The organism is Streptomyces sp. NPDC037100, assembly GCF_055606225.1.
The window spans coordinates 349,376-370,877 of sequence record NZ_JBVJSX010000005.1; the positions used below are offsets into that span (position 1 = coordinate 349,376).

Here is a 21,502-nt window from a genome sequence, read left to right on the forward strand (position 1 = left end):
TGTAGCGTGAACAGTGTCGTAGAGGGGAGCGGTGATGGGCACGGCACGCGACCTGATGATCGTGGCGATGGACGGGGCGACGAGCCGACCGGTGACGCAGGGTGACCTGTCGCTCGGACTGGCCGGGGCGGAGGTGTTCGACCTCCTCGGCGTCGAAGCGTTGACTCTGGACGACGACCGCATCGTGCCCCGCCCCACGCCGCCCCTCGACGACCCTCTGCTCGCACAGGCCGCGGCCGGGCTCGTGCGTGGCAAGCCGTACGAGCCGGTCGAGGACTGGCTGTGGCGCAGGGGCCGCGGACTGGCCGAGCGGTACATGACCGTCCTGACCGAGGAGGGACTGGTCGCGCGGCCCCGCGCCTCCTGGATTCCCTTCCGCGGCGCCGCCGGGCCGACGCCGGTCGACTCTCCTGCCCGGCAGCGCGCCAGGGACCGCCGGGCGGCCGACGAACCCGTGCTCACCACACTCGCGGCCGCCGTCGGAGCGCGCGACGACGTGCCCGAGGACCTCGCCGTGCCCCATGGCGTCGCCCAGACCGTGTTCGCCGCGGTGGTCGGCGCCGTGACGGAGCTGGACGCCGTGCGCCGGCGACGGGCCGTCGAGGACGCGGCGTTCGCCAACGTCTGGCGCGGGGCGTGAACTGTCTTGTGGCTACCATGGACCGTCTGTCTCAAGCGGGGGAACAGGAGCAGGAGTTGAGCGAGGACGCGGATGTGACGATTCCGGTCGAGGTGGACGGCCAAACGGTGTTGGTGTCGGTCGGCTCTGTCGGACAGCAGACGGGACCCGGCCTCGCCGAGGAGCAGGAGATCGGCTGGCGCGCCGTACGCATGGACTCCGCGCTGGACAGCCTGACGGCCGTGGCACGGTCCCTGGGAACGCGACTGCAACAGACGGGTGCGTCGAAGGCGACGGTCGAGTTCGGATGCGATTTCTCCTTCGACAGCGGACAGTTGCTGACCGTGGTGGGCAAGGCGTCAGCGAAGTCTGCATGGAAGGTGACACTGGAGTGGTCGGCCCCGGAGGCCCCGGAGGCCTGAGGAAGTGGACCGCTGGAGAGGCCTGCTCGAGGCCGCGACGGTGTCACTTGACCTTCCGGGACACACCGGCGGTGGCACCGGCTTCGTCATCGCTCCGGGCACCGTGGTCACCTGTGCACACGTCGTCGCAGGTGCGGACGCGGTTCGCGGACGAATCGTCGCGACCGGTGGCGACCTGATCCTTTCGGTGTCTGCCGAGGAATTCCACCGGGCCGGGAACGGACTGGACGTGGCGTTCCTGCGCTTCGCCACCGACGAGGCCGCACCGGCCCCGCCGCCCGTCCTGACGTCGCCGCACACCTCGCTGGGCGATCGCATGTGGGCCTACGGCCACCCGCGCGGGGACTACCGCGCCGGTCAGTGGGCGGCCCTCGAGTATCAGGGCGACTCCCGGCTGAGCTTCGATGACCCCATGCCCATGCCCCGTGGATACGGCACGCCGGTGGGGGAGGGGTTCAGCGGCAGCCCTGTGGTCAATCACCGTACGGGCGCGGTGTGCGGGATGCTCGCGCGGTCCAACAAGGCCGGGAGCGCCCATATGGTGCCGCTGGCCGAGATTCTGGACCGCTGCCCCGTCGCAGAGGCACCCGCTGCGTGGCTGGCGGCGCTCACCGACGAGCAGGTGCGGGCCGGGGGCTTCCGCTATCCGGGCTCCCTGCTCCGGGACTATTTGGTGGCGGCGCGCGATGGTGCCGACGAGCATCCCTACGCCATGCTGCTCACCGATGCCGGGGAGGTTCCGCTGTCCACGGTGTATGTCCGGCAGGAGGCGTCCCGGTTCCGCGATCTGGCCGACGCAGGCCGCTCCCGGCAGTCGGCCGCCGAGGACAGACCGGCTGCCGAGAGCGTCCTGTCCTCGAACCGGCACGTGCTGTTCACGGGGGGCGCGGGGTCGGGAAAATCGAGCCTGCTGCGCCGTCTGACGTTCACCGCGGCCGGGGCCTGGCTGGAGGAGCCGTCGCGGGCTCCGTCGTACCTGCCGGTCCGGGTCGCCGCGGACGATCTCGGCGACCGCCCCCTTCCCGAAGCGCTGGCGAGCGCGGTCGGCCGGGACCTGCTCGGTCTGCGGCGCTCATTGCCGCCGGAACTGTTCGAGAGCGGTCCCATGCCGTCGGTGGACTGGCTGGTGTGTGTCGACGGCCTCGACGAGGTGCTCGACCCTGAGCAGCGCGGCAAAGTCATCCGGTTGATCCAGCGCTGGGCGCGCGAGCCCCACATGCGGTTCGTGGTGGCCAGCCGGTCACTGGTGACCGCGGAGATGTACAGGCTGGACGCGTTGCGCCGGTACACATTGCTGGAGTTCGGCGACCAGGAGATCGGGAAGGTCGCCCGAGCGTGGTTCGAGGCGATGGGGGTGTCCGATCCCGGGCAGCGGGCCGCGACACTCACAGCGGCGCTGAGGCACGGGCGGCTCAGTGAAGTCGCGCGCAATCCGCTGTACCTCACCATGATCTGCGTGGTAGCGGCGGTGCGAGACCTGCCCCGCGATCCTGCCCAATTGTACGCGCGGTTCATCGACATCCTGCGAGAGAAGGGATCCCAGCGGCTCCTCCGCGGCGATCAGGCCGCCGTGGGCATCACGCCGCAACTGTTGGACCGGGTGCACGAAGTCCTCGCCCCGGTGGCCGAGAAACGGCAGGGCGGAGACGCGCGGCCACTGCTGGAGCAGGTGATCGAAGTTCTCCCTGCGTCCGTTGCGGACAGGCCTCCCTCGGAGGACATGGTGTTCCGCGCTCTCACCTTCACGGGCCTGGTCCGGCAACGCGGCGGAGACCTCCACTTCCTGCACCACACGATCCAGGAGTACCTCGCCGGTTGCGCCATCGCCGGCCGCCTTACCCCAAGGGACCCGGAAGCACTCGCCATCCTGCGCGACGCGATCGCGGCGGAGCGGCCCAACGTCATCCTGTTCCTGGCCGCGAGCTGGCGGGAACAGGGCATGCAGCTGCGGGAGTTCCTGCAGACGGCCGTGACGGTGGGCGGCTGGCGCGACCTGCTGCTGTGCGCCACGATCCTGAGCGACGAACTGGTGACGGACGAGGAACTGACGGCGCGCTTCACCTGGGCTGTGATCAAACTGTACGGCCGGAACGTCTCCGTCGGCGACCTCAGGGTGGAGACCGTGCTCGACCGTCTCTACGCGGTACTCCGTCCGCAGGATCTGGCAGCCGTCGTCCGCAACCCGACCGTGCCCCACCGGCCGCGTGTTGACGCGCTGACGCACTACGTACGACGCGAAGGCGAGCAGGCGGCGGTTCTCGCCACCCGGCTGGCCGACGAAGGGGACCTCCCGGCTCCCTTGAAAGTCGTCGCGGCGAGATTGCTCGCCCACACGGGCGAGCGCCGGATGTCATGCCGGCGCCTCGCGGACATCGCCCGGGACACCGGCAATCTGCCCGCGACCAGGTTCGAGGCCGCGATCGCGCTGATGAACGTGGAGCCGAGCGCCGGAACGCCGTTGCTCAGCGACCTGTTGAGCAGCACCGACTTCCCTGAGAACCACGTGGAGTCCGTGCTGCGAAGCCTGCCCGACACGGTCGACATGGCCACGCGGGGCATCTTGACCGACGCCCTGGCCCGGAATCCGGCGTTGGCAGGGGCCGACGCCCACACGCTCGAGTACCTCGTCTGCGGCCTGCTGGCCCCCGGTCGTCCGGAGGCCGTGGAAGAACTGTGCGGGAACGCCGCCATGCCACTGCACCTGCGGCACAAGGCCACGAGGTGGCTCCCCGCCGACGGCGAGAGCGCGAGCGCGGACGCCGTCAAACAGGCCCTTTTCTGCCAGATGCTGGACGGTCCCGCGCTCGCCCGGACTTCGGACCTGGCCCTCAACCACTGTCGCGACGCGAGCCTGATCGAACGCGTCGCACGCAATGAGCGTCTGCCTCGCCACTCGCGCCTCGTAGCGCTCACCCGGCTCATCGCGCTCGGTCGGCACACCGTCGCCCAGGACTGCGCCGATGATCTGCTGGCCAGCTCTGAACCTCGGCAGATCATCGCCGCGGCCGAGGCCTTCAACGTGCTCGGACAGCCGTCCAGGAGCAGGCAGATCCTCGGAGAGCTTCTGGACGACGGCGAGCTGTCGGGTGACGACCGTCTCGGCTGCATCAGAGCCCTCGTCGAAGTGGGTGCTTCGGACAGAACGGAGGCGGTACGTGTCTGGCTGTCGCGCATGGCCGAAGACGCCGATGCCGCGGCAGCCGAGCGGCTGGAGGCCGTCGAGTGCCTCTTCGACCTGAATCCGACGGCCGCGGCTGATCTGCTGGCCCGCTTGGCGGCAGACGACGCGCTCCCCGGAGACGTGCGCCATGACGCCGCGACGCAGCTCCTCAAAAACGGTCGGCGGGACCCGGCTTCGCGGCTGCTGCGCCGCATCGCCGAAGACCCCCTCTCGGGACTGAGCCGCCGCATCGACGCTCTCACCGACCTCGCCGAGGTCGACGTGCGAGCCGCGTCGGAGACACTGCACCGCATCCTCGACGATCCGGGGCTGCTCGACAAGCACCTGTGGGTGCTGCTCGAACTCGCCGATGCGCTTGTCCCGGATGCTTCGCTGCGCGGACGCCTGGACATACTGCTCGAGGAGGAAGGTCTCGCGCCGGCCGCTGTGCTCGGCGCGGCGGCTACCCAGCCGCATCGCACGTCAGCCGCCGCTCCGCTCCGCAGGGCTCTGAGCCGGATGACGGAGGACCCCGCACTCGAGCCGGGCACTCGAGCCACAGCCGTCGCCCGCTCTGTCGGGTTGATCCCTTACCCGCGCTGGAAGGCGCTCATGGCCGGGCTCGACCCGGACGCCTTGCGCTGTTTGGCCCTACACGTGCAGACGGCCCGTATGTCGTCGATCGTCACGTACCCCGACGTCTGGAAGGACCTCACCTTCTCCCACCGTGACGAGGGCATCGAGACACCGACCGGCGCCCTCGCGGGCCTTGATCCGCGAGCGGCCGTCGCGAAGTGGGGAGAGCTCGTGGCGGGGCGGGAGGTGGTAGCGGTCACCACACTGCGGCCGCTGATCCAGCTGATGAAGGACGGCCCTGGCCGTGACCAGGTGGCGCAGCTGCTGCGGGAATGGGTCGAAGACCCGGAGGCGCCGCTCGCGGAGAGGACCGCGGCGGCCGCGACCGCTGGGATGGCGTTCCCGGAATCCTGGTACAGCCTCGCCGCGGACGACGGCACTCCGCCCGAACTCCGGTTGGTGCTCTGCGACCTCCTCCCCTCCGATGGCGCCAGCAGCCGCGTCCTTCTCGTCCGGGCTCTCGCCGCGGACCTCGCGTGCCCCGTCCAGGTCCGGGCCCGAGCCGCTGTGTTCGTCACCGAGGACCTGGGCGAAGAGGGCCATCTCGTGCTGCGGGAGCTCTCCGGCCCGGACACCACCGACTCCGGGGCGCACCTCGCCGCCGCCGCGGCCTGGGAAGAGCTGGACGTCGGCGGCGAAGCTGTGGCTGCATACCGCCGGGTGCTGGACGATGAGGGCTCAGCCGCGGGGCACCGTATAGCCGCTGCGAAGGCGCTCGTCAAGTGGCGGGCGGTACGCAAGGTGGCGGTACGGGCCCTGAAAGGGCTCCTGGGAGAAGGCGGGGCGCCGCTCCCGGTACGTTTCGACGCGGCCGAGGTCCTGATCAGCTCCAGGGAAACCGCCGAAGCCCACCTGGGTCTGCTGCGGCTTGCCCGGGACGCTCGGCTCGGAACCGCAGAACGCGGGCGTCTGCTGGACCTGCTGCCTGCCGACTTCCACGCCTGTGTCAGGGCCACGTCGGAGTGATGACGGGGGCGGGGATTCGCGGCCCGCCCCACCGCGCCACGCGGTACGTCAGACCGCCCGTACCTCCTCGATCGTCACCGGACGGTGCTCGTGCAGCGACAGCGTGCACGCGTCCGCGATCCAGCCCGCCTCCAGCGCGTCCTCGATCGTGCAGGGGGAGGGGCGCGTGCCGGCCACGACCTCGGTGAACGCGGTCAGTTCGGCGCGGTAGGCCTCGGTGAAGCGGTCCATGAAGAAGTCGTGCGGGGTGCCCGCCGGGAAGGTCACCCCGGGCTCGACGGAGCGCAGCGGCAGCTTGTCCTCCAGGCCCACGGCGATGGAGTCCCGGAAACCGTGGATCTCCATGCGGACGTCGTAACCGCGGGCGTTGTGACGGGAGTTGGAGACCACCGCGATCGTGCCGTCGTCGAGCGTGAGGATCGCGCCGGTGGTGTCGGCGTCGTCGGCCGCCTTGATGAAGTCCGCGCCGCGGTTGCCGCCGACGGCGTAGACCTCGGTCACCTCGCGGCCGGTCACCCAGCGGATGATGTCGAAGTCGTGCACCGAGCAGTCGCGGAAGATGCCGCCGGAGGCGGCGATGTACGCGGCCGGCGGGGGTGCCGGGTCGAGCGTGGTCGAGCGGACCGTGTGCAGCGTGCCGAGCTCACCGCTCTGCACGGCGGCCCGGGCGTTGACGAACCCGGCGTCGAAACGGCGGTTGTAGCCGATCTGGATCGGCACGTCCCGGCCGGCTACGGCCTTGAGCACCTCGACCCCCTCGGCCATGGTCCTGGCGACGGGCTTCTCGCAGAAGACGGGGACCCCCGCCTCGACACCGGCCAGGATCAGCGCCGGGTGGGCGTCCGTCGCGGCCGCGACGACGATGCCGTCCACACCGGCGGCCAGCAGCGCCTCCGGCGAATCCACGACCTCGGCCCCGAACCGCTCGGCGGCGGCCTTGGCGGCGTCCGCGAACGGGTCGGTCAGGACGAGGGAGTCGACGGCGTCGAGTCCGGAGAGGGTCTCGGCGTGGAAGGCGCCGATGCGGCCGAGGCCGAGGATTCCGATACGCATGGGTGTTGCTCCTAGAGGTGAACGGGGGGTGATGCTGCGCCCCTGCTTCTGGGGGCGCGGGGCTGAGTCGATATGCGGCTCCGCCGCGTGGGCGCGATCTGCCACGACGGCGCCGCACACGGCCGATGACCGGGCGCGGCTCGTCCTCAGTCGAGTCCGCCGAGCACGTTCTGGTCCCAGTCGATGACCGACCCGGTGACCACCCCGGACCGGTCCGACAGCAGGAAGACGACGAAGTCGGCGATCTCGTCCGGCTGGCCGAGCTTGCCCATGGGCAGCTTCGCGGCGGCTTCGTCACGCCAGTCGTCCCCGGCCCCGTGGAAGGCCTTCTGCGTGGCGTCCTCGCCCTCCGTCGCCGTCCAGCCGATGTTCAGGCCGTTGATCCGGACCCGGTCCCAGCGGTGGGCGTGCGCGGCGTTGCGGGTCAGCCCGATCAGCCCGGCCTTGGCGGCGACGTACGGTGCGAGGAACGGCTGCCCGCCGTGCGCCGACGACGTGATGATGTTGACGATCGTGCCGGGTGCCTCACGCCCCACCATGTCCGCCACCGCCGCCTGCATCGCGAAGAACGGGCCCTTGAGGTTGATCCCGATGTGCTGGTCGAACAGCTCGGGCGTGGTGTCCAGCAACGTCCCCCGGGACGTCAGACCGGCGGAGTTGACGAGGCAGTCGACACGGCCGTACGTCTGAACGACCCGGTTCACGGAGGTTTTCGCCTGCTCGGCGTCCGACAGATCGGCCCGGACGTACAGGGCCTTGCCGCCCGCGGCGGTCAGCTCCGCCACCAGGGCCTCGCCCGGCTCGGGGCGCCGGCCGGTGACGGCCACGACCGCCCCCTCGCGGACCGCGGCCCGCGCGATGGCCGCACCGACCCCCTGGCTGCCGCCGTTGACCAGGACGATCTTGTCGTCGAGAAGTCCCATCGAGTTCCTCAGCTCTCTCGCCGTTCGGCACCGGCCCGCAGCTCCGCCCGGAGCGCTTGTGGAGTCCACGCCTCGCGCAACGCCCGCCGCACCAGGTCCGCCTGCGAGGGCGGGGCCAGGCCGTCGACCGGCGGGTCGCCGTCGAGGTTGGTGGGGAAGGGGTAGCCTTCGGCGCTCGCCGCGATCACCTGGTCCAGCCACGCCTGGTCGGCGCCTTCGGCCTTGCGCGCGAGGAGCACCGGGTACACCGCGTTGACCACCGCCTCCCGGTCCACCGTCTCCATCGCACGGCCGAACGCGGACGACACCTGCAGCAGGTTGGCCATCCGCCGGGTGGCCGAGCGGTTGGTGCCGGCCGCGTGGAAGAGGGCCGGGTTGAAGAACACGGCATCGCCCTTGGCGAGCGGCAGCTGCACCTGGTGCGCGTCGAAGTACGCCCGGAACTCGGGCAGCCGCCAGGCGAGATATCCCGGCTCGTACTTCTGCGAATGCGGCAAATACATCGTCGGCCCCGACTCCACCGGCATGTCGCAGTGCGCGACCGCGCCCTGCAGCGTCAGCACGGGGGAGAGGCGGTGCACGTGCGCCGGATAGGCGGCGGCGACCTCGTTCGGCAGGAAGCCCAGGTGGTAGTCGCGGTGCACGGTCTGCGCGGCACCGCCGGGGTTGACCACGTTGAGCTGGGAGGTGACCTGGTAGCCGGGGCCCAGCCAGGCGCCGGCCACCAGGGCCAGGGTGTCGTTCGCGTAGTAGTCGGCGAACGCCTCCGGGTCGTGCAGGGCCGCCTTCTCCAGCGCGTTCCACACCCGGTCGTTGGCCCCCGGCGCGGCGAAGTGGTCACCGGCCGCCGCGCCCGAGGCGCGCTGCTCGGCGATCAGCGCCTCGAAGACGTCGGTGGCCCGGTCCACGATCCGAGGGTCGGGAAAGGCGCCGCGGAAGACCACGATGCCGGGCCCGTCGGCGAGCGCCCGCACCAGCTCGGCCTGGACCACCCGGTCGCCTTCCAGCAGCCCGCAGTCGTAGACGGGCACGTTGCGCTCGACCGCGGAGGCGTGCGGATAGTCGGCGGGGTCGGTGGTCTGTGCGACCAGCGCGCGGAACGCGTCGAGGTCGCAGTCCTGTTCGGACAGCCAGGCGCGGCGGTGTACGGAAGTGAAGGACATCGTCGTCCCTTCGGGGTCACGGAGCGACGCAGCCCTGTCATTCTTGTCAGTACAAACCCCTCGAACAACCAGCAGTGAGCCATCAAAAACCCCTCAAGGAGCCGGCGCATGGGACATCCGTTCCCGATCCGGGAGATCGCACGTCAGGCGGGCCTGAGCGAGGCGACCGTGGACCGGGTGCTGAACGGCAGGGGCGGGGTGCGCGAGAGCACCGCACGGGAGGTCCGCCAGGCCATCGCCGATCTCGACCGGCAGCGCACCCAGGTGCGGCTCGTCGGCCGGACGTTCATGGTCGACATCGTGATGCAGGCGCCCGAGCGGTTCACCACGGCGATCCGCGCCGCCCTGGAGGCGGAGCTGCCGTCGCTGCATCCGGCCGTGCTCCGCTCCCGCTTCCACTTCCGCGAGACCGGCCCCGTCGGGGAGCTGGTGCGGACCCTGGACCGGATCGCCCGGCGGGGCTCGCAAGGGGTGATCCTCAAGGCCCCGGACGTCCCCGAGGTCACCACCGCGGTGGGCCGGCTGACGGCGGCCGGCATACCCGTCGTGACGCTGGTGACCGACCTGCCGTCCAGTGCCCGCCTGGCCTGCGTCGGCATCGACGACCGGGCGGCGGGCGCGACGGCCGCGTATCTGGTGGGGCAGTGGCTGGGGGAGCGGCCGGGCAACATCCTCACCAGCCTCAGCAGTGGCTTCTTCCGTAACGAGGAAGAGCGCGAAATGGGCTTCCGCAGCGCCATGCGCGCCCGGCACCCGCAGCGCACGCTGGTCGAGATCGCCGAGGGGCAGGGCCTGGACGCCACCCAGTACGACCTCGTCCGTGCCGCGCTGGAACGCGACCCGGACATCCGAGCCGTCTACTCGATCGGCGGCGGCAACATCGCCACGCTGCAGGCCTTCGACGACCTCGGCCGCGAGTGCGCCGTGTTCGTCGCGCACGATCTCGACCACGACAACACCCGCCTGCTGCACGAGCACCGCCTGTCCGCCGTGCTCCATCACGACCTGCGCCAGGACGTGCGCGAGGCCTGCCACCTCGTCATGCGGGCGCACGGCTCCCTGCCGCCGGCCGGGCCGACCCTGCCGTCGGCGATACAGGTGGTCACGCCGTACAACATGCCGCCGCAGGCGGCCGTGTGATCCGGGTGTGATCCGGGGGACGTGACCGGGCGTGGGTCCGGGAGGAGGCCCGCCCCGGCCCCTACGGTCGGGGCCATGTGGACCTCACACCCGGACGGCGGCCCCGAGCGGCTGGTGACCTTGGTCGACGGCGTGTTCGCCATCGCCATCACCCTGCTCGTCCTGGACATCTCCGTGCCCCGGGGCCTGGATCCCGCCGCATACCGGGAGGCCCTTCGGGAACTGCTCCCGGACCTCCTCGCCTACGCGCTGAGCGTCGCGGTGCTGGGGAGCTTCTGGCGTGGTCATCGCGGGATCTTCAAGGACGTCCGGGAGATCGACGGGCAGGTGATCGGCATCTCCGTGGTCGGCCTCGGCGTCGCCGCCCTCGTCCCCTTCCCGACCCGCCTCCTTGCCGAGTACGGGGACCAGTCCGTGTCGGTCGCCGTCTACGCGGGGGCGGTCGCCGCGCTCGGCGCCTGCCATCTCGCGGTGGCCGCCGTCCTGGCCAAACGCCCCTGGCTGCGCCACGACAGGCCCTCCGAGGCGGCGACCACCCTCTACCTCCTCGACAGCGCCGTGATCGTGGTGGTCTTCCTCGTCACCGTCCCGCTGGTCTTCGCGACCGGCCCCGTCATCATGTGGCTGTGGCTCGTCCTCGTCCCGGCGAAGGCCTACCTGGGCAGGCGGCTGCGGAACACCGGCTGAGGGATCGGCGTCACGCCTGCCCGGCCACCTCCACCCATGTTCCGCCGCGCGCCGAGCGCGCCATGGCGTCCAGCGCGGCCGCACTGCGCACGGCATCCGTCAGGGTCGCCCCGTACGGGGTGCCTTCGGCGACCGACCGCAGGAAGCGGTACGCCTCGACGACCTTCAGGTCGTCGTACCCCATGGCGTTCGCCGCGCCCGGCTGGAACGCGGCGAACTCCCCGTCGCCCGGGCCGGCGTACACCGTGGTGACGGACTGGTCCTGGTACGTCGTACCGCGGCTGACCCCCAGCTCGTTCATGCGGCGGAAATCCCAGAACACCGCGCCCTTCGTGCCGTGCACCTCGAAGCCGTAGTTGTTCTGCTCGCCGACCGAGACCCGGCAGGCCTCCAGGACACCGCGCGCCCCGGAGGCGAAGCGCAGCAGACAGCCGACGTAGTCCTCGTTCTCGACCGGGCCGACTTCACCGCCGAAGGCGCGGCTGTGGCCGGCCGTGGCGCCGGACGGGCGGGCCCGCTCCGGGAGGAAGATCGCCGTGTCGGCCGTCAGGGACGTGATGTCGCCGAGCAGATGCCGGGCCAGGTCCACCCCGTGCGAGGCCAGGTCGCCCAGCACCCCGCTGCCGCCCCGCTCCCGCTCGTAGCGCCACGTCAGCGCGCCTTCGGGGTGCGCCGCGTAGTCACTGAACAGCCGGATGCGCACATGCGTGATCGTGCCGATCTCCCCGGCGGCGATCAGCTCGCGGGCCGTTTCCACGGCCGGCGCATTGCGGTAATTGAAGCCCACCGTGCCCTGCACACCGGCCTCGGCGACCGCGTCCGCCACCGCGCTCGCGTCCTCGGCGGTCAGACCCACCGGCTTCTCGATCCAGATGTGCTTGCCCGCCTCCGCCATGGCGACGCCGATCTCGCGGTGCAGGAAGTTCGGCGCGGTGATGCTGACCGCCCGCACCCGGGGGTCGGCGGCCACCTCGCGCCAGTCCCGGGTCGTCGAGGCGAACCCGAATTGCGCGGCGGCCTCTTCCGCCCGGCCCGGTACCTCCTCCGCGACCGTGACCAGCTCCGGGACGAGGGGCAGCTGCGGATAGTGGTGCCGCACGCGCGCGTACGCCTGGGTGTGAACCCGCCCCATCCAGCCGAATCCGATGACGGCGACGCCGAGCGTGTCCACCATGAGAGCCCCTTTTTGGACCGTTCCAGAATCTGTCCAGGCCACCCTGAGCGGGGTTCGCCGACGCTGTCAACCCTTTGACAAGCCGCGCCGCCTCATGGAACGGTCCATCCCATGAGACCGCCGACGATCCGGGACGTGGCCGAGCGGGCCGGTGTCTCGAAGTCGCTGGTCTCCCTCGCGCTGCGCGGCTCGGACCAGGTCCGCCCCGAGAAGCGGGACGCCGTGCTCCGGGCCGCCCAGGAGCTCGGCTACCGGCCCAACGCCGCCGCCCGAAGCCTCAGCGAGCAGCGCACCCGCACCGTCGGTGTCCTCCTCAACGACCTGCGCAACCCCTGGTTCGTGGACCTCCTCGACGGCCTCAACTCCCTGCTGCACGCCAACGGCCTGCGCATGCTGCTGGCCGACGCCCGTCTCAACCGCCGTACCGGCCAGGACCCGGCCGAGCCGCTGCTGGACCTGCGCGTCGACGGCCTGGTCGTGGTGGGCACGCTGCCCGACCCGGCGGCCCTCGGTGAGGTGGCCGGCCGTATCCCGGTCGTCATGGCCGGCTCCCGCGAACCGGCGCCGCCGGGCGTCGACGTCGTGGCGGGCGACGACGAACGGGGCGCCGGGCTGGTCGCCGAGCACCTGATCGGCCTCGGGCACCGCCGCATCGCGCACATCGCGGGATACGGCGCGGTCGGGGAGCTGCGGCGCCGGAGTTTCGAGGCGACGATGCGCCGGCACGGCCTTGCGGACCGGGTGGTGGTCGAGCCGAGCGACATGACCGAGGAGGGCGGCTACCGCACGACCGTCCGGCTGCTCAGCCGCCCCGACCGGCCCACGGCCGTCTTCGCCGTCAACGACATCGCCGCCATCGGCGCGCTCTCGGCGGCCGAGGAGCTCGGCCTGCGCGTCCCGCACGACCTGTCCGTCGTCGGCTACGACAACACGAGCATCGCCCGCCTGCGGCACGTGTGGCTCACGACGGTCGACAACACGAGCCATGACATCGGCCGCCGCGCGGCCCGCTGCCTCCTGGAGCGCTTCGAGGGCGTGGGCGGCGCGGGCCGGGTCCAACTCGCCACTCCCGCCCTGGAGATCCGGGGAACGACGGCGCCGGCGCCCTGATCGCGCACCTGGCTCAGAGGTTGATCGCGTACGCCTTGCGCAGGGTCTCGTGCACTGTCCACGTCGTACGGTCGCCCTCGCGCAATACGGCCATGTCGCCCGGCCCGACCGTGAGCGTCGGCCCGCCCTCGACCTCGATCGTCGCCGATCCGCTGATCACGACGAACAGTTCGTCGGCCTCGGTGTCGGTGACCACGCCGGGCGTGATCTGCCAGACACCCCGCACCTGACGGCCGTCCTGCGACTCCCAGACCACCTTCCCGGTCACCTCGGGCGTCCCGGAGACGATCTGCTCGGGCGCGAGGGGCTCGGGTTCGAGCTCGACGTCGGGGATGCGGAGTACGAAGCTGTGCGTCATGCGGCGACCCTAGCCCTGGTCGGCGGGGGAGCGGCCTCGACAGAGTGTGGGGTGCCGACCGGGCCGGGCGGACACTTCGTCGCTGCGGTTCGCGCCCTTCGGGGGCTCACCACCGGACGCCGGGCCGTACCGCACCGGCCCGGTCCCCGCTGTCCGTCTCAACCCCTATGCCCTGGTCGGGAGTTCCCGTCGATTCGCGTATTGTTTGCGGCATATGCCCCGCCGTTGTGATGGCAGGGCGAGCGTGCGGGCGAAGGGGGAGCAGGACGTGGACGAGGCGCGGCGACGATCCGCCCGGCGAGCCGAACTGACCGGAGGTGTGGTCACGGCCCTCCTGGCCGTCGCGGCCTTCGCGGGCCTTGCCACCACGGCGGGACTCCCCTGGTGGGCCGTCCTCGCCGTCGCCGTCTCGACGGTGGGTCTCGCGGGGTGGACCCGGCGCCCGGACCGGCCGGCGGCGCGGGCCGGGGGGCGAATCGGTGAGCGAGACGGCGAGCGAGGCGGGGAACGGGTCGGGGAGTGGGCCGGAGAGCGGGTCCCCATGCGGTAGGGTTGACCTGCGTGATCACGCGGTTCCACCCGCGCGGGACGCATCGGGACGTGGCGCAGCTTGGTAGCGCACTTGACTGGGGGTCAAGGGGTCGCAGGTTCAAATCCTGTCGTCCCGACTCGTATGAGTCGACGGTCGGAGCAGTTCTCGGAGACATCCGGAACTGCCTCTCCGTAGAGCAACCGCACGCGTCGTCGGTCCACGGGCGGCGACCACCGTGAGGTTCCGGCGCCGTCGGCGCTGTCCCGTCGCCCGGCGGTCGGCCGGGAGGACCGCCGAACCCGAGTCGGCCACCACCATGACATAAGCCACCCGTGTGCATCCGTATCGCGCGTGTTTGCGTTCGCGTCGGCTGGAAAGTGGTTCTGTAGTCACCGGACCCGGCGATCCGGTGGATCGTGACCGAAAGCCGGAAAGAGGAGGTTCGATGTCCTCGAAGCGACGTCGCAAGAAGAAGGCCCGCCGCAAGAACGGCGCGAACCACGGCAGCCGTCCGCAGTCCTGAGCGGTCTGAGGGTGCGCCGATGCAAACGGGTGGGTGGCAGATGCCACCCACCCGTTTGCATCGGCGCAGGTGCGTCACGCCGCCCCTCCCGCCGACAGCCCCTCCGCTCTGCCTCCACGTCCACCGCCCCGAACAGTCGGCGACTTCGCCGACGGGCGGCGGGCCCGGGGCGTTCAGATCAGCTGCGCCTCCGGCACCCCGTTCCTGCGGACCCACTGCGCGCGGTGCTCGGCGGCCAGGGCCATGCCCCGGCGGCGGGCCTCGGCCGGGACCGGGAGCCGGCACAGGGCGTCGAGCGTGCTCAGCATCGTCTGCGCGAAGTGCTGCCCGAGTGCGGTGAGGCGGCCGGAGGCCAGCAGGACCTCCGTGGCCTCCCGGGCGCCCGTCCGCCAGCGGGCGAACTGGGCCTCGGCCAGGGCGAGTTCTTCCGGGTCCTGCTCCACGTCCCGGCGCCGGTTCCAGAAGTCCGCCACGCCCAGGTGTGCGTACGCCCCGTGGAAGAGGCCGAGCAGGGGGCGCGGATCGGGGCGCCAGGGCGCGTAGTAGAGCTCATCGCCGTCCGGCTCGAAGAGGTCGAACAGATGCAGCACGGCGGCGAACTTGGCGTGCTGCATCTCGTGCGCCATGGACAGCGCCAGGCCCCGGGCGGAGCGCGGCCGGGACAGTGCCATGGCACCGAACGCCTCCGCGCTGCTGCCGCTGAAGCTGCCCGGGCGGTCGACCGGGACCAACGTGCGCGGACCGGCGACGAGTTCGGCGTACGTCCCCGGGTGATGGTCCCGCAGCAGACGGCAGGCCTCCCGCGCCGTGGCCTCCCACCAGTGCAGGTCGCCCGGGGTCAGCCCCAGCGGACGTTCCGGGACGCCGGGGAAGCGCAGCGGGTCGGCGTCGTCCAGGAGCAGCGGCGCGCCGGTCTCCGGCACCAGGAGCCGGTGCGCCGCCCGCCACCGGCCGGACGGCCCGGACGGGGCCTGAGGAACCTCGACGGGACCGGGCGGGGAACCGGTCCCCGCCACCCCCATCCAGGCTGTGCCCCCGGCGTCGACCACCACCCCCATCCAGGCCGTGCCCCCGGCGTCGACCACCACCTCGGCCAGGTCACCGGGCCGGGCCCCCGGGAAGCGGGCCCCGCCGAGCGAGGGCAGGAACACCTGATCCGTCGTCATCGGCCATCGCACCCGTCCCGGCACGCCCGCACGGACCGCGGCGGCCGCGGCCAGGGCACTGAACCAGTGGACCGGTGGCGCGCACGCCACGCCGGTCCCGCCCTGGACGACCCGGTCCAGCCGGGCCAGCAGGCCCGTCAGGGCGGTGCCCGCCGAGGGATGGGACAGGACAGCGGCCACGGCCTCGGGATCGGCCCGATGGGCGGCCGCGAGCAGTTCCCATGCCCGCGCTGCCGCCTCGGCCACGTCCCCGCCGGCCTCACCGGCCGCCCTCGTCACCGCCAGTGCACAGGCCAGCCGGCGGCTGTGCTCGGCGCGGGCCAGCAGACGCAGGGCGTCGGCCCCGCCGCCGCCCGTCGCGAGCGCGGTGAAGAGCCTGCCGGGCACACGAAGCGGCACGGGCCCCCTCATGCCGCTTCCGCCGCCGCGCTGCGCAGCCGGTCCAGGTCCGCGGCCAGCCGCCCCCTGACCCGCGTGATCAGAGCGGCCAGGTCCGCGCAGTAGACACTGGGGTTCGCGAACCCGGTGGCGGCCCGGTAGCGGTGGGCGTAGTGACCGCCCCCGCACACCTGCCGCAGCCGGCAGCCACGGCACTGCGCGGACAGGCCGTCGACTCCCCACTGCCGGGCCGCGACGCCCGGATGGCGCAGCAGCGCGTCGAAGGAGTCGCGCCGTACGTGCAGGCCCGTCCGGGCGGCGCCGTGGTACGCGGTGCGCAGCGTGTCGTCCTGGGCGAGCGAACCGTCCGTCTCCACCACCGCGTACCGCACCGGAGCCAGGCCCAGCGCCTCCGTCTCCGGGGCCCCGCCGAGCAGCAGCGCCATCATGTCCTCGAGCAGCCGCACCCGGGTCTCCCGCCGCCCGGCCTCGTACCACCGCTCGAACACCCGCCACAGCCAGTCCGCGTACGGCGTGCCCGGGCGCAGCCCGGGCGGGGGAGTGTGCCAATTGCCCTGCGGCAACAGGAAGTCCACGGCGGGCGGGCGGTACGTCAGCAGATGCTCGTAACAGCGCACCGGGTCGTTGCGCAGATCGATCGTGCACAACAGGCCGGCGAACACCTCGCGATGGGGCCCGTCGGCCAGCCGGCGCACCGCGTCGGCGACCCGGGCGTGGCTGCCGCGCCCGTCCGCGCCACGGCGGTGCCGGTCGTGCGCCGCGCGGTCCCCGTCCAGGCTGACCGACACGCGGATGCCGTGCTCGGCGCACAGGTCGAGCCAGCGCTCGGTCAGCCGTACACCGTTGGTCTGCAGCGTGAGGTGCAGCCGTACACCGGGACCGGCTGCGGCGCGCAGGACCGCGGCGGCGCGCCCCAGAGCGGCCTCACCCGCCAGCAGCGGCTCACCCCCGTGCAGCACCACACCGGCCTCGCGCACCCCGTGCGCCCCGAGGTGCTCGGCGATGCGCTCGGCCGTGCGATCCACCGTGTCCGGCGCCATGGTGCGTGGCTGCTCACGCCAACTCAGGTCCTGCGCACGGTACATGTAGCAGTACTGACAGGCCAGGTCGCAGCGGCTGTGCACCTTCAGGACGAAGGAGTGGAACGGCGCGGGCACCCATCCGGCCGCCTCCCTGGCCACGACGTCGGCCGCGACCGGCCACGGCGGCTCCGCATGGCGCAGCCGATTCATACGCACCCCCCGGTTCGCATGCCGACCGGCCCGTGCCCGCCCGGCCGGTCCACGCCATTGGGCCCAGTATTCGGGGCCGGTGACAGACCGTCAACATCGAGAATCCGTCGTCCGGGGCCGCCACCGCCCGAAAGTCGCCGTTTTCCCACGGCAGCCCGTGGGGACGTCAACACTGGACACCGAGTCCCGGGACACGCAGGCGCCGGGCGTGGAGAGCCGCCACGACGGCGGTCCGTCGGGCACCGCGGAGGATGGGCCATGGCAGAGCTCGAGGAAGCGGGTGCCGAGCGGGACGAGGGCGCACTGGAGTCCGTCGTGCTGGACCTCACCGGTGTGCCGCTCGACGACCTCGCCACGCTGCCGCCCTCCGCGCTGGGCGAGACCCTGCGCCGGCTGCGTACCGGCGGCGACCCGGACGAACCCTTCGTCACCGGCCACAACGAGAGCCAATGACCGGCCCTCGCGCCGACGCGGCCCTCGCGCGAAACCGTCTGATCAGGGGCAACCCGTCCTATACTGACCGTCCCTGACTGTCGTGCCCCACCGTCCAGCACCTGCCGTCCGAAGCGGAGTGGCCATGCCCGACATCCACGCAGCCGACCGCTCGGGACGGTTCGCCCTCTTCTGCTCCACCGCGGAGAACCTCGGCGTCAGCACGACGGTGCGCAACGTCGCCGACCTGCTGGCCGCCGGCAACCGCAGCGTCCTGATCGTGGACGGCCGGGCGACCGGCACGCCGGGCGGTGCCCCCCTGCCCGAGCCCGAACCCGGGCGCATCCACGTCGCCGCCCGCCCGGACGCCCCGTCCCTCCTCGCCCTCACCTCGGAGCCCCGGGCCCTCGCCTACGACCACGTCCTCGTCGAAGCCCCGCTGCCCGACGCGATCGGCGCACCGGCCGAGGGCAGACTCGGCGCCCTGGCCGACTCCCTCGTGCTCTGTTTCGCCATGACCGCCTGGTCCATCGACGGCGCCGCCGCCCTGGCCGAGCAGATGAGCGGCGGCCGGTCGGACCGGCCCGTGCGGCTGCTGGCCCTGGGCCTGAAGAGCAACGTCGAGTCGCACGACCGGCTGCGCGGCGCGCGCGAACGGGTCCGCCGCAAGTTCGGCCCCCTCTCGCGGGCCTCCCGCACCTCCGAGGTCGCCTTCCTGGAGATCCCGTACCACCCGCTCTACCTCGACACCCGGCAACTCGCCGTCGAGAGCGAGCCGGAGGGGTCCGTGACCGGGCTGCGGCCCTATTACGAGCGGCTCGCCGACTGGCTCCGCAACAGGCGTCCGCTGCCGCTGAGCCGGGTCACCCTCGTCCACTCCCAGCGCCACGCGCCCTGGGCGGCCTGGCTGGAGGACCAGTTCCGGCGCGGCGGCATCCGCACCGACCTGCGGGCCCTGGACGCCTACTCCGGTGACCGGCCGGCCCCCGGCACCGCGCTGCTCTTCCTCTCCCCGGCGGACATGGATCACGCCGCCCTCGCCCAGCTCGCCGCCCTGTCCCACCCCGACGTCCGGATCGTCCTGGCCGACGAGCCCTTCCCCGACCCGGGCGCCGCCCACCACGAGCGCATCGACCTGCGCGGCACCGACGAGGACGAAGCGGTGCGGCGGCTGTACGCCGGGCTCGGCCTCGGTGCGCCGCCCCCGACGGACGGCACGCCCGGCGCCCGCTTCCCCCGGCTGCCCGCCGTCACCAACGTGGCCCCCCGTTACAGCGGCTTCGTCGGCCGCGACGACGTCCTCGGCGGTCTCCTGGAGGAACTGCACGCGGCGGGCCGGGACCACACCCCGCTGGTCGTGCACGCCGCGAGCGGCTGGGGCAAGAGCGAGATCGTCCGGGAACTGTGTCACCGCTTCGGCTCCGCCTACGACGTCGTGTGGTGGGTGCGTTCCTGGGAGATCCCACGCGCCCGCCGGGGTCTGACCCGGCTCGCCGGCCGGCTCGACCTGGTCACGACCGGCGACGGCGCCTCCCCGGCCCTGTTCGAGCACCTCTCCCGCACCGACACACAGAGCTGGCTGCTCGTCTACGACGGGGCCGAGTCACCCGACGGACTGCAGGAGTTGCTTCCCACCCCGCACTCCCGCGGGCACGTCCTGATCACCAGTCGCAGCGCCCCGGCCACGCCCGGCATGGCGGCCTTCTCCCTGCCGCCCATGTCACCGGCCGAATGCCGGGCCGTCCTCGGCGAACGGCTCGCCGAGATCGACGAGGAGCAGGCCCAGCGGGTCGGCCAGGTGCTGGGCTTCGTCCCGCTCGCCCTGCGCATCGCCGCCCTCTGCCTCGCCGAACGCGCCGCGGCCCACCGGCGCGACGACAGCATGGGCGACCAGGCCGCGGCCAGGGCCGCCGTCGCCTACCTCCTCGCCGAGTACCGCACCGCCCAGCAGGCCCTGCTCGAACAGGAAGGCAGCGCTCCGCCGGTGTCGGTCATGGTGCGGGTCGCGCGGCAGACCGTGCTGCACACCCCGGGCGCCGCCGCCTGGCGCGCCGAGAGCCGTACGAGCGACGCCCTGGGCTGGCTGCTGAACGCCGCCTCCCTGCTCACCGGTCGCGGCATGGGCCTGGAACTGCTGCGCTCGCGGCGCATCCTCTCCGAACTCGCCCGTGACGACACCGCGGACGCCGCACCGGTGCGCAGGGTCCCCGTCGACGCGCGGATGCCCGACGAGCACATGGTGAGCGTCGCCCTGTGGGCCCTGTCCCGGGTCGGGCTCCTGGAGGTCGACTTCGACCGGCCCGACCAGCCGCTCGGCCAGCACCACGCCGTACGGGACGCCGTCCGCACCGCGATGGACCCGGCCGAGCGCGCCCACATCGAGCAGGTGCTGCGCGGCACTCTCGCCGAGTACACCCCGGACGAGAACCGCGGTCTGAGCGCCGACTGGGCCCGCGAGGTGTACTCCCTGCGCCTGTGGGAGGACCACCGCCCCCGTGTCCGGCGCTCCCTGCTGCGCCACCTCAACGCCCTCAGCCAGCGCGGCGAGACCGCCGACCTCGCCCGCCTGCTCGACATCTCCGAGCGCGCGCAGGCCTCCTGGGCCCCGGTGGACGGCGACGACCCGTCACCGGAGTACCTGCGCCTGCTCAACTTCACCGCCCGCGCCCACCGCCTCACCGGCGCCTACGAACCGGCCCGCCGGTTCTCCGAGCGAGCCCTGCGCGGTCACCGCCGGCTGCTCGGCCCCCTGCACCCGAGAACCCTGCTGTCCGCCGACTCCTACGGCGCCAACCTGCGCTCCCTCGGCAATTTCTCCGACGCGCTGTTCCAGGCCCGGCCGGTCCTGGAGGGCCTGACGCTGCTGCTCGGGCCGCAGCACGCCGCGACCGTGCAGGCCGAGCACAACCTGGCCTTCACGGAGGCCCTGAGCGGACGGGCCCCCGACGCCCTGGCCCGGCTCCTCGCCCGGTTCCGCTACCTCCAGTCCGTCGGCGGCGAGGACGACCCGGCCGTCTGGCGGTCAGCCGACCTGCTCGCCTGGGTATACCGGACCCTGGGCCGCGACGCGGAGTCCCAGGACCTGCTGCGGCAGTGGCTGCACCGGCACGGCGACATCGCCACCGGAACCCGGCTGAACATCGAACTCGGCCTGGCCGTCAGCGAACGGCGTATCACCTACAACTCCGCCCGCTCCCACGAGCGGGTCTACGGCTACGAGAAGGCCCTCGAACGGGACCGGCGGGTGCTCGCCGAGTCCACCGGCCGGTTCGGCGCAGGCCATCTGGACACCCTGCGCTGCCGCTTCAGCCTCGCCGCCGACCTGCACGCACTCGGCAAGCACGACGAGGCGGAACACGAGGCCCGCCTGTGCGGCCGGGCCCTGGAGAGCACCCTCGGCGCCTGGCACCCCTACGCCGCACTGGCCGGGGTCCGGCACGCGGTGTACCTGCGGGCCACCGGTGCCGTCGAGGACGCGGAGGCCATCGGCCGGGCCGCGCTGAACCTCCTGACCGACCGGCTCGGCGACAGCCACGCCTGGGTGTCCGCCGCGGAGAACTCCCTCGCGGCCACCCTCGCGGCGGCCGGGCGGCCCGGGGAGGCGACCCGGCTCGTCGAGAGCGCCCTGCGCCGTTTGCGGGACCTGGACATGGGGCATCGCCCCGACGGGCGGCGCGTGGGGGCGCACCACGCCTGGCTCACCTCCCGGGCCACCGGTTCCACCGCACCGGCCAGGGACTTCGACATCGATCTGGAACTGCCCGGCATCTAGACCCGGCGCCCTCGCCCGGGCGGTTCCCCGACGGA

General features: G+C 72.6%; 17 protein-coding genes and 1 tRNA gene. 11 read left to right on the plus strand and 7 right to left on the minus strand.

What is annotated here, in order from left to right; genetic code table 11:
* Positions 1–34: 34 nt before the first annotated feature.
* Genes ACZ7EG_RS19080 through ACZ7EG_RS19090 form a run of 3 tightly spaced genes read left to right on the plus strand, consistent with a single transcriptional unit; the run spans position 35 to position 5,803 of the window.
* Positions 35–640, plus strand: a complete 606-nt coding sequence (locus tag ACZ7EG_RS19080; protein ID WP_471079707.1) for a GOLPH3/VPS74 family protein — start codon at positions 35–37, stop codon at positions 638–640.
* Between the two features lie 17 nt (positions 641–657).
* Complete coding sequence (locus ACZ7EG_RS19085) at positions 658–1,041, plus strand: CU044_2847 family protein (protein ID WP_471079710.1); 384 nt, start codon at positions 658–660, stop codon at positions 1,039–1,041.
* Positions 1,042–1,081: 40 nt separating this feature from the next.
* Positions 1,082–5,803, plus strand: a complete 4,722-nt coding sequence (locus ACZ7EG_RS19090; RefSeq protein WP_471080397.1) for a trypsin-like peptidase domain-containing protein — start codon at positions 1,082–1,084, stop codon at positions 5,801–5,803.
* 48 nt (positions 5,804–5,851) lie between these two features.
* On the opposite strand, the gene ACZ7EG_RS19095 is transcribed toward ACZ7EG_RS19090, so the two are convergent.
* The 3 genes from ACZ7EG_RS19095 to ACZ7EG_RS19105 form a co-directional block, all read right to left on the minus strand.
* Positions 5,852–6,856: a Gfo/Idh/MocA family protein gene (locus ACZ7EG_RS19095; protein ID WP_471079713.1), complete on the minus strand. Its 1,005-nt coding sequence runs from the start codon at positions 6,854–6,856 to the stop codon at positions 5,852–5,854.
* Positions 6,857–7,002: 146 nt separating this feature from the next.
* Positions 7,003–7,779, minus strand: a complete 777-nt coding sequence (locus tag ACZ7EG_RS19100; RefSeq protein ID WP_471079716.1) for an SDR family oxidoreductase — start codon at positions 7,777–7,779, stop codon at positions 7,003–7,005.
* Positions 7,780–7,787: 8 nt separating this feature from the next.
* Positions 7,788–8,942, minus strand: a complete 1,155-nt coding sequence (locus ACZ7EG_RS19105) for a phytanoyl-CoA dioxygenase family protein (RefSeq protein ID WP_471079719.1) — start codon at positions 8,940–8,942, stop codon at positions 7,788–7,790.
* Positions 8,943–9,050: 108 nt separating this feature from the next.
* On the opposite strand from ACZ7EG_RS19105, the gene ACZ7EG_RS19110 reads away from it, so the two are divergent.
* Together ACZ7EG_RS19110 and ACZ7EG_RS19115 are read left to right on the plus strand one after the other, a co-directional pair.
* Positions 9,051–10,082, plus strand: a complete 1,032-nt coding sequence (locus tag ACZ7EG_RS19110) for a LacI family DNA-binding transcriptional regulator (RefSeq protein ID WP_471079722.1) — start codon at positions 9,051–9,053, stop codon at positions 10,080–10,082.
* Positions 10,083–10,157: 75 nt separating this feature from the next.
* The gene (locus ACZ7EG_RS19115) at positions 10,158–10,769 is read left to right on the plus strand and encodes a TMEM175 family protein (protein ID WP_471079726.1); all 612 of its coding nucleotides are present in this window, start codon (positions 10,158–10,160) and stop codon (positions 10,767–10,769) included.
* 10 nt (positions 10,770–10,779) lie between these two features.
* Here the strand turns inward: ACZ7EG_RS19115 and ACZ7EG_RS19120 are convergent, their stop codons facing one another.
* Positions 10,780–11,943, minus strand: coding sequence for a Gfo/Idh/MocA family protein (locus ACZ7EG_RS19120; RefSeq protein WP_471079728.1), 1,164 nt, complete (start codon positions 11,941–11,943; stop codon positions 10,780–10,782).
* Positions 11,944–12,054: 111 nt separating this feature from the next.
* Here ACZ7EG_RS19120 and ACZ7EG_RS19125 point away from each other — a divergent pair, with 111 nt between their 5' ends.
* Complete coding sequence (locus ACZ7EG_RS19125; protein WP_471079731.1) at positions 12,055–13,053, plus strand: LacI family DNA-binding transcriptional regulator; 999 nt, start codon at positions 12,055–12,057, stop codon at positions 13,051–13,053.
* A gap of 13 nt (positions 13,054–13,066) precedes the next feature.
* Here the strand turns inward: ACZ7EG_RS19125 and ACZ7EG_RS19130 are convergent, their stop codons facing one another.
* On the minus strand, positions 13,067–13,411 hold the full coding sequence (locus ACZ7EG_RS19130; protein ID WP_471079734.1) for a cupin domain-containing protein: 345 nt from the start codon (positions 13,409–13,411) through the stop codon (positions 13,067–13,069).
* 268 nt (positions 13,412–13,679) lie between these two features.
* On the opposite strand from ACZ7EG_RS19130, the gene ACZ7EG_RS19135 reads away from it, so the two are divergent.
* From ACZ7EG_RS19135 to ACZ7EG_RS19145, 3 genes are all read left to right on the plus strand, one after another.
* The gene (locus tag ACZ7EG_RS19135) at positions 13,680–13,961 is read left to right on the plus strand and encodes a hypothetical protein (protein WP_471079738.1); all 282 of its coding nucleotides are present in this window, start codon (positions 13,680–13,682) and stop codon (positions 13,959–13,961) included.
* Positions 13,962–14,005: 44 nt separating this feature from the next.
* A tRNA-Pro gene (locus tag ACZ7EG_RS19140) sits at positions 14,006–14,079 on the plus strand.
* A gap of 309 nt (positions 14,080–14,388) precedes the next feature.
* The gene (locus ACZ7EG_RS19145) at positions 14,389–14,466 is read left to right on the plus strand and encodes a 50S ribosomal protein bL37 (protein ID WP_370443954.1); all 78 of its coding nucleotides are present in this window, start codon (positions 14,389–14,391) and stop codon (positions 14,464–14,466) included.
* Between the two features lie 173 nt (positions 14,467–14,639).
* On the opposite strand, the gene ACZ7EG_RS19150 is transcribed toward ACZ7EG_RS19145, so the two are convergent.
* Both ACZ7EG_RS19150 and ACZ7EG_RS19155 read right to left on the minus strand, forming a co-directional pair.
* The gene (locus tag ACZ7EG_RS19150; RefSeq protein WP_471079741.1) at positions 14,640–16,031 is read right to left on the minus strand and encodes an HEXXH motif domain-containing protein; all 1,392 of its coding nucleotides are present in this window, start codon (positions 16,029–16,031) and stop codon (positions 14,640–14,642) included.
* Between the two features lie 8 nt (positions 16,032–16,039).
* On the minus strand, positions 16,040–17,263 hold the full coding sequence (locus ACZ7EG_RS19155; RefSeq protein WP_471079744.1) for an FxsB family cyclophane-forming radical SAM/SPASM peptide maturase: 1,224 nt from the start codon (positions 17,261–17,263) through the stop codon (positions 16,040–16,042).
* 258 nt (positions 17,264–17,521) lie between these two features.
* Here ACZ7EG_RS19155 and fxsA point away from each other — a divergent pair, with 258 nt between their 5' ends.
* Both fxsA and fxsT read left to right on the plus strand, forming a co-directional pair.
* On the plus strand, positions 17,522–17,716 hold the full coding sequence (gene fxsA / locus ACZ7EG_RS19160; RefSeq protein WP_471079747.1) for an FxSxx-COOH cyclophane-containing RiPP peptide: 195 nt from the start codon (positions 17,522–17,524) through the stop codon (positions 17,714–17,716).
* A 124-nt stretch (positions 17,717–17,840) separates the two neighbouring features.
* Entirely contained in the window at positions 17,841–21,467 is a 3,627-nt protein-coding gene (gene fxsT / locus ACZ7EG_RS19165; RefSeq protein WP_471079750.1) for an FxSxx-COOH system tetratricopeptide repeat protein, read from the plus strand.
* The last annotated feature ends 35 nt before the right edge of the window (positions 21,468–21,502 follow it).

Excerpts from the sequence above, each read along its gene's own strand:
- ACZ7EG_RS19100 (WP_471079716.1), bottom strand. The coding sequence starts at position 7,779 with ATGGGACTTCTCGACGACAAGATCGTCCTGGTCAACGGCGGCAGCCAG.
- ACZ7EG_RS19080 (WP_471079707.1), top strand. The coding sequence starts at position 35 with ATGGGCACGGCACGCGACCTGATGATCGTGGCGATGGACGGGGCGACG.
- fxsT (WP_471079750.1), top strand. The coding sequence starts at position 17,841 with ATGCCCGACATCCACGCAGCCGACCGCTCGGGACGGTTCGCCCTCTTC.
- ACZ7EG_RS19145 (WP_370443954.1), top strand. The coding sequence starts at position 14,389 with ATGTCCTCGAAGCGACGTCGCAAGAAGAAGGCCCGCCGCAAGAACGGC.
- ACZ7EG_RS19115 (WP_471079726.1), top strand. The coding sequence starts at position 10,158 with ATGTGGACCTCACACCCGGACGGCGGCCCCGAGCGGCTGGTGACCTTG.
- ACZ7EG_RS19120 (WP_471079728.1), bottom strand. The coding sequence starts at position 11,943 with ATGGTGGACACGCTCGGCGTCGCCGTCATCGGATTCGGCTGGATGGGG.
- ACZ7EG_RS19095 (WP_471079713.1), bottom strand. The coding sequence starts at position 6,856 with ATGCGTATCGGAATCCTCGGCCTCGGCCGCATCGGCGCCTTCCACGCC.
- ACZ7EG_RS19085 (WP_471079710.1), top strand. The coding sequence starts at position 658 with ATGGACCGTCTGTCTCAAGCGGGGGAACAGGAGCAGGAGTTGAGCGAG.
- ACZ7EG_RS19105 (WP_471079719.1), bottom strand. The coding sequence starts at position 8,942 with ATGTCCTTCACTTCCGTACACCGCCGCGCCTGGCTGTCCGAACAGGAC.
- ACZ7EG_RS19125 (WP_471079731.1), top strand. The coding sequence starts at position 12,055 with ATGAGACCGCCGACGATCCGGGACGTGGCCGAGCGGGCCGGTGTCTCG.
- ACZ7EG_RS19155 (WP_471079744.1), bottom strand. The coding sequence starts at position 17,263 with ATGAATCGGCTGCGCCATGCGGAGCCGCCGTGGCCGGTCGCGGCCGAC.
- ACZ7EG_RS19130 (WP_471079734.1), bottom strand. The coding sequence starts at position 13,411 with ATGACGCACAGCTTCGTACTCCGCATCCCCGACGTCGAGCTCGAACCC.
- ACZ7EG_RS19110 (WP_471079722.1), top strand. The coding sequence starts at position 9,051 with ATGGGACATCCGTTCCCGATCCGGGAGATCGCACGTCAGGCGGGCCTG.
- fxsA (WP_471079747.1), top strand. The coding sequence starts at position 17,522 with ATGGCAGAGCTCGAGGAAGCGGGTGCCGAGCGGGACGAGGGCGCACTG.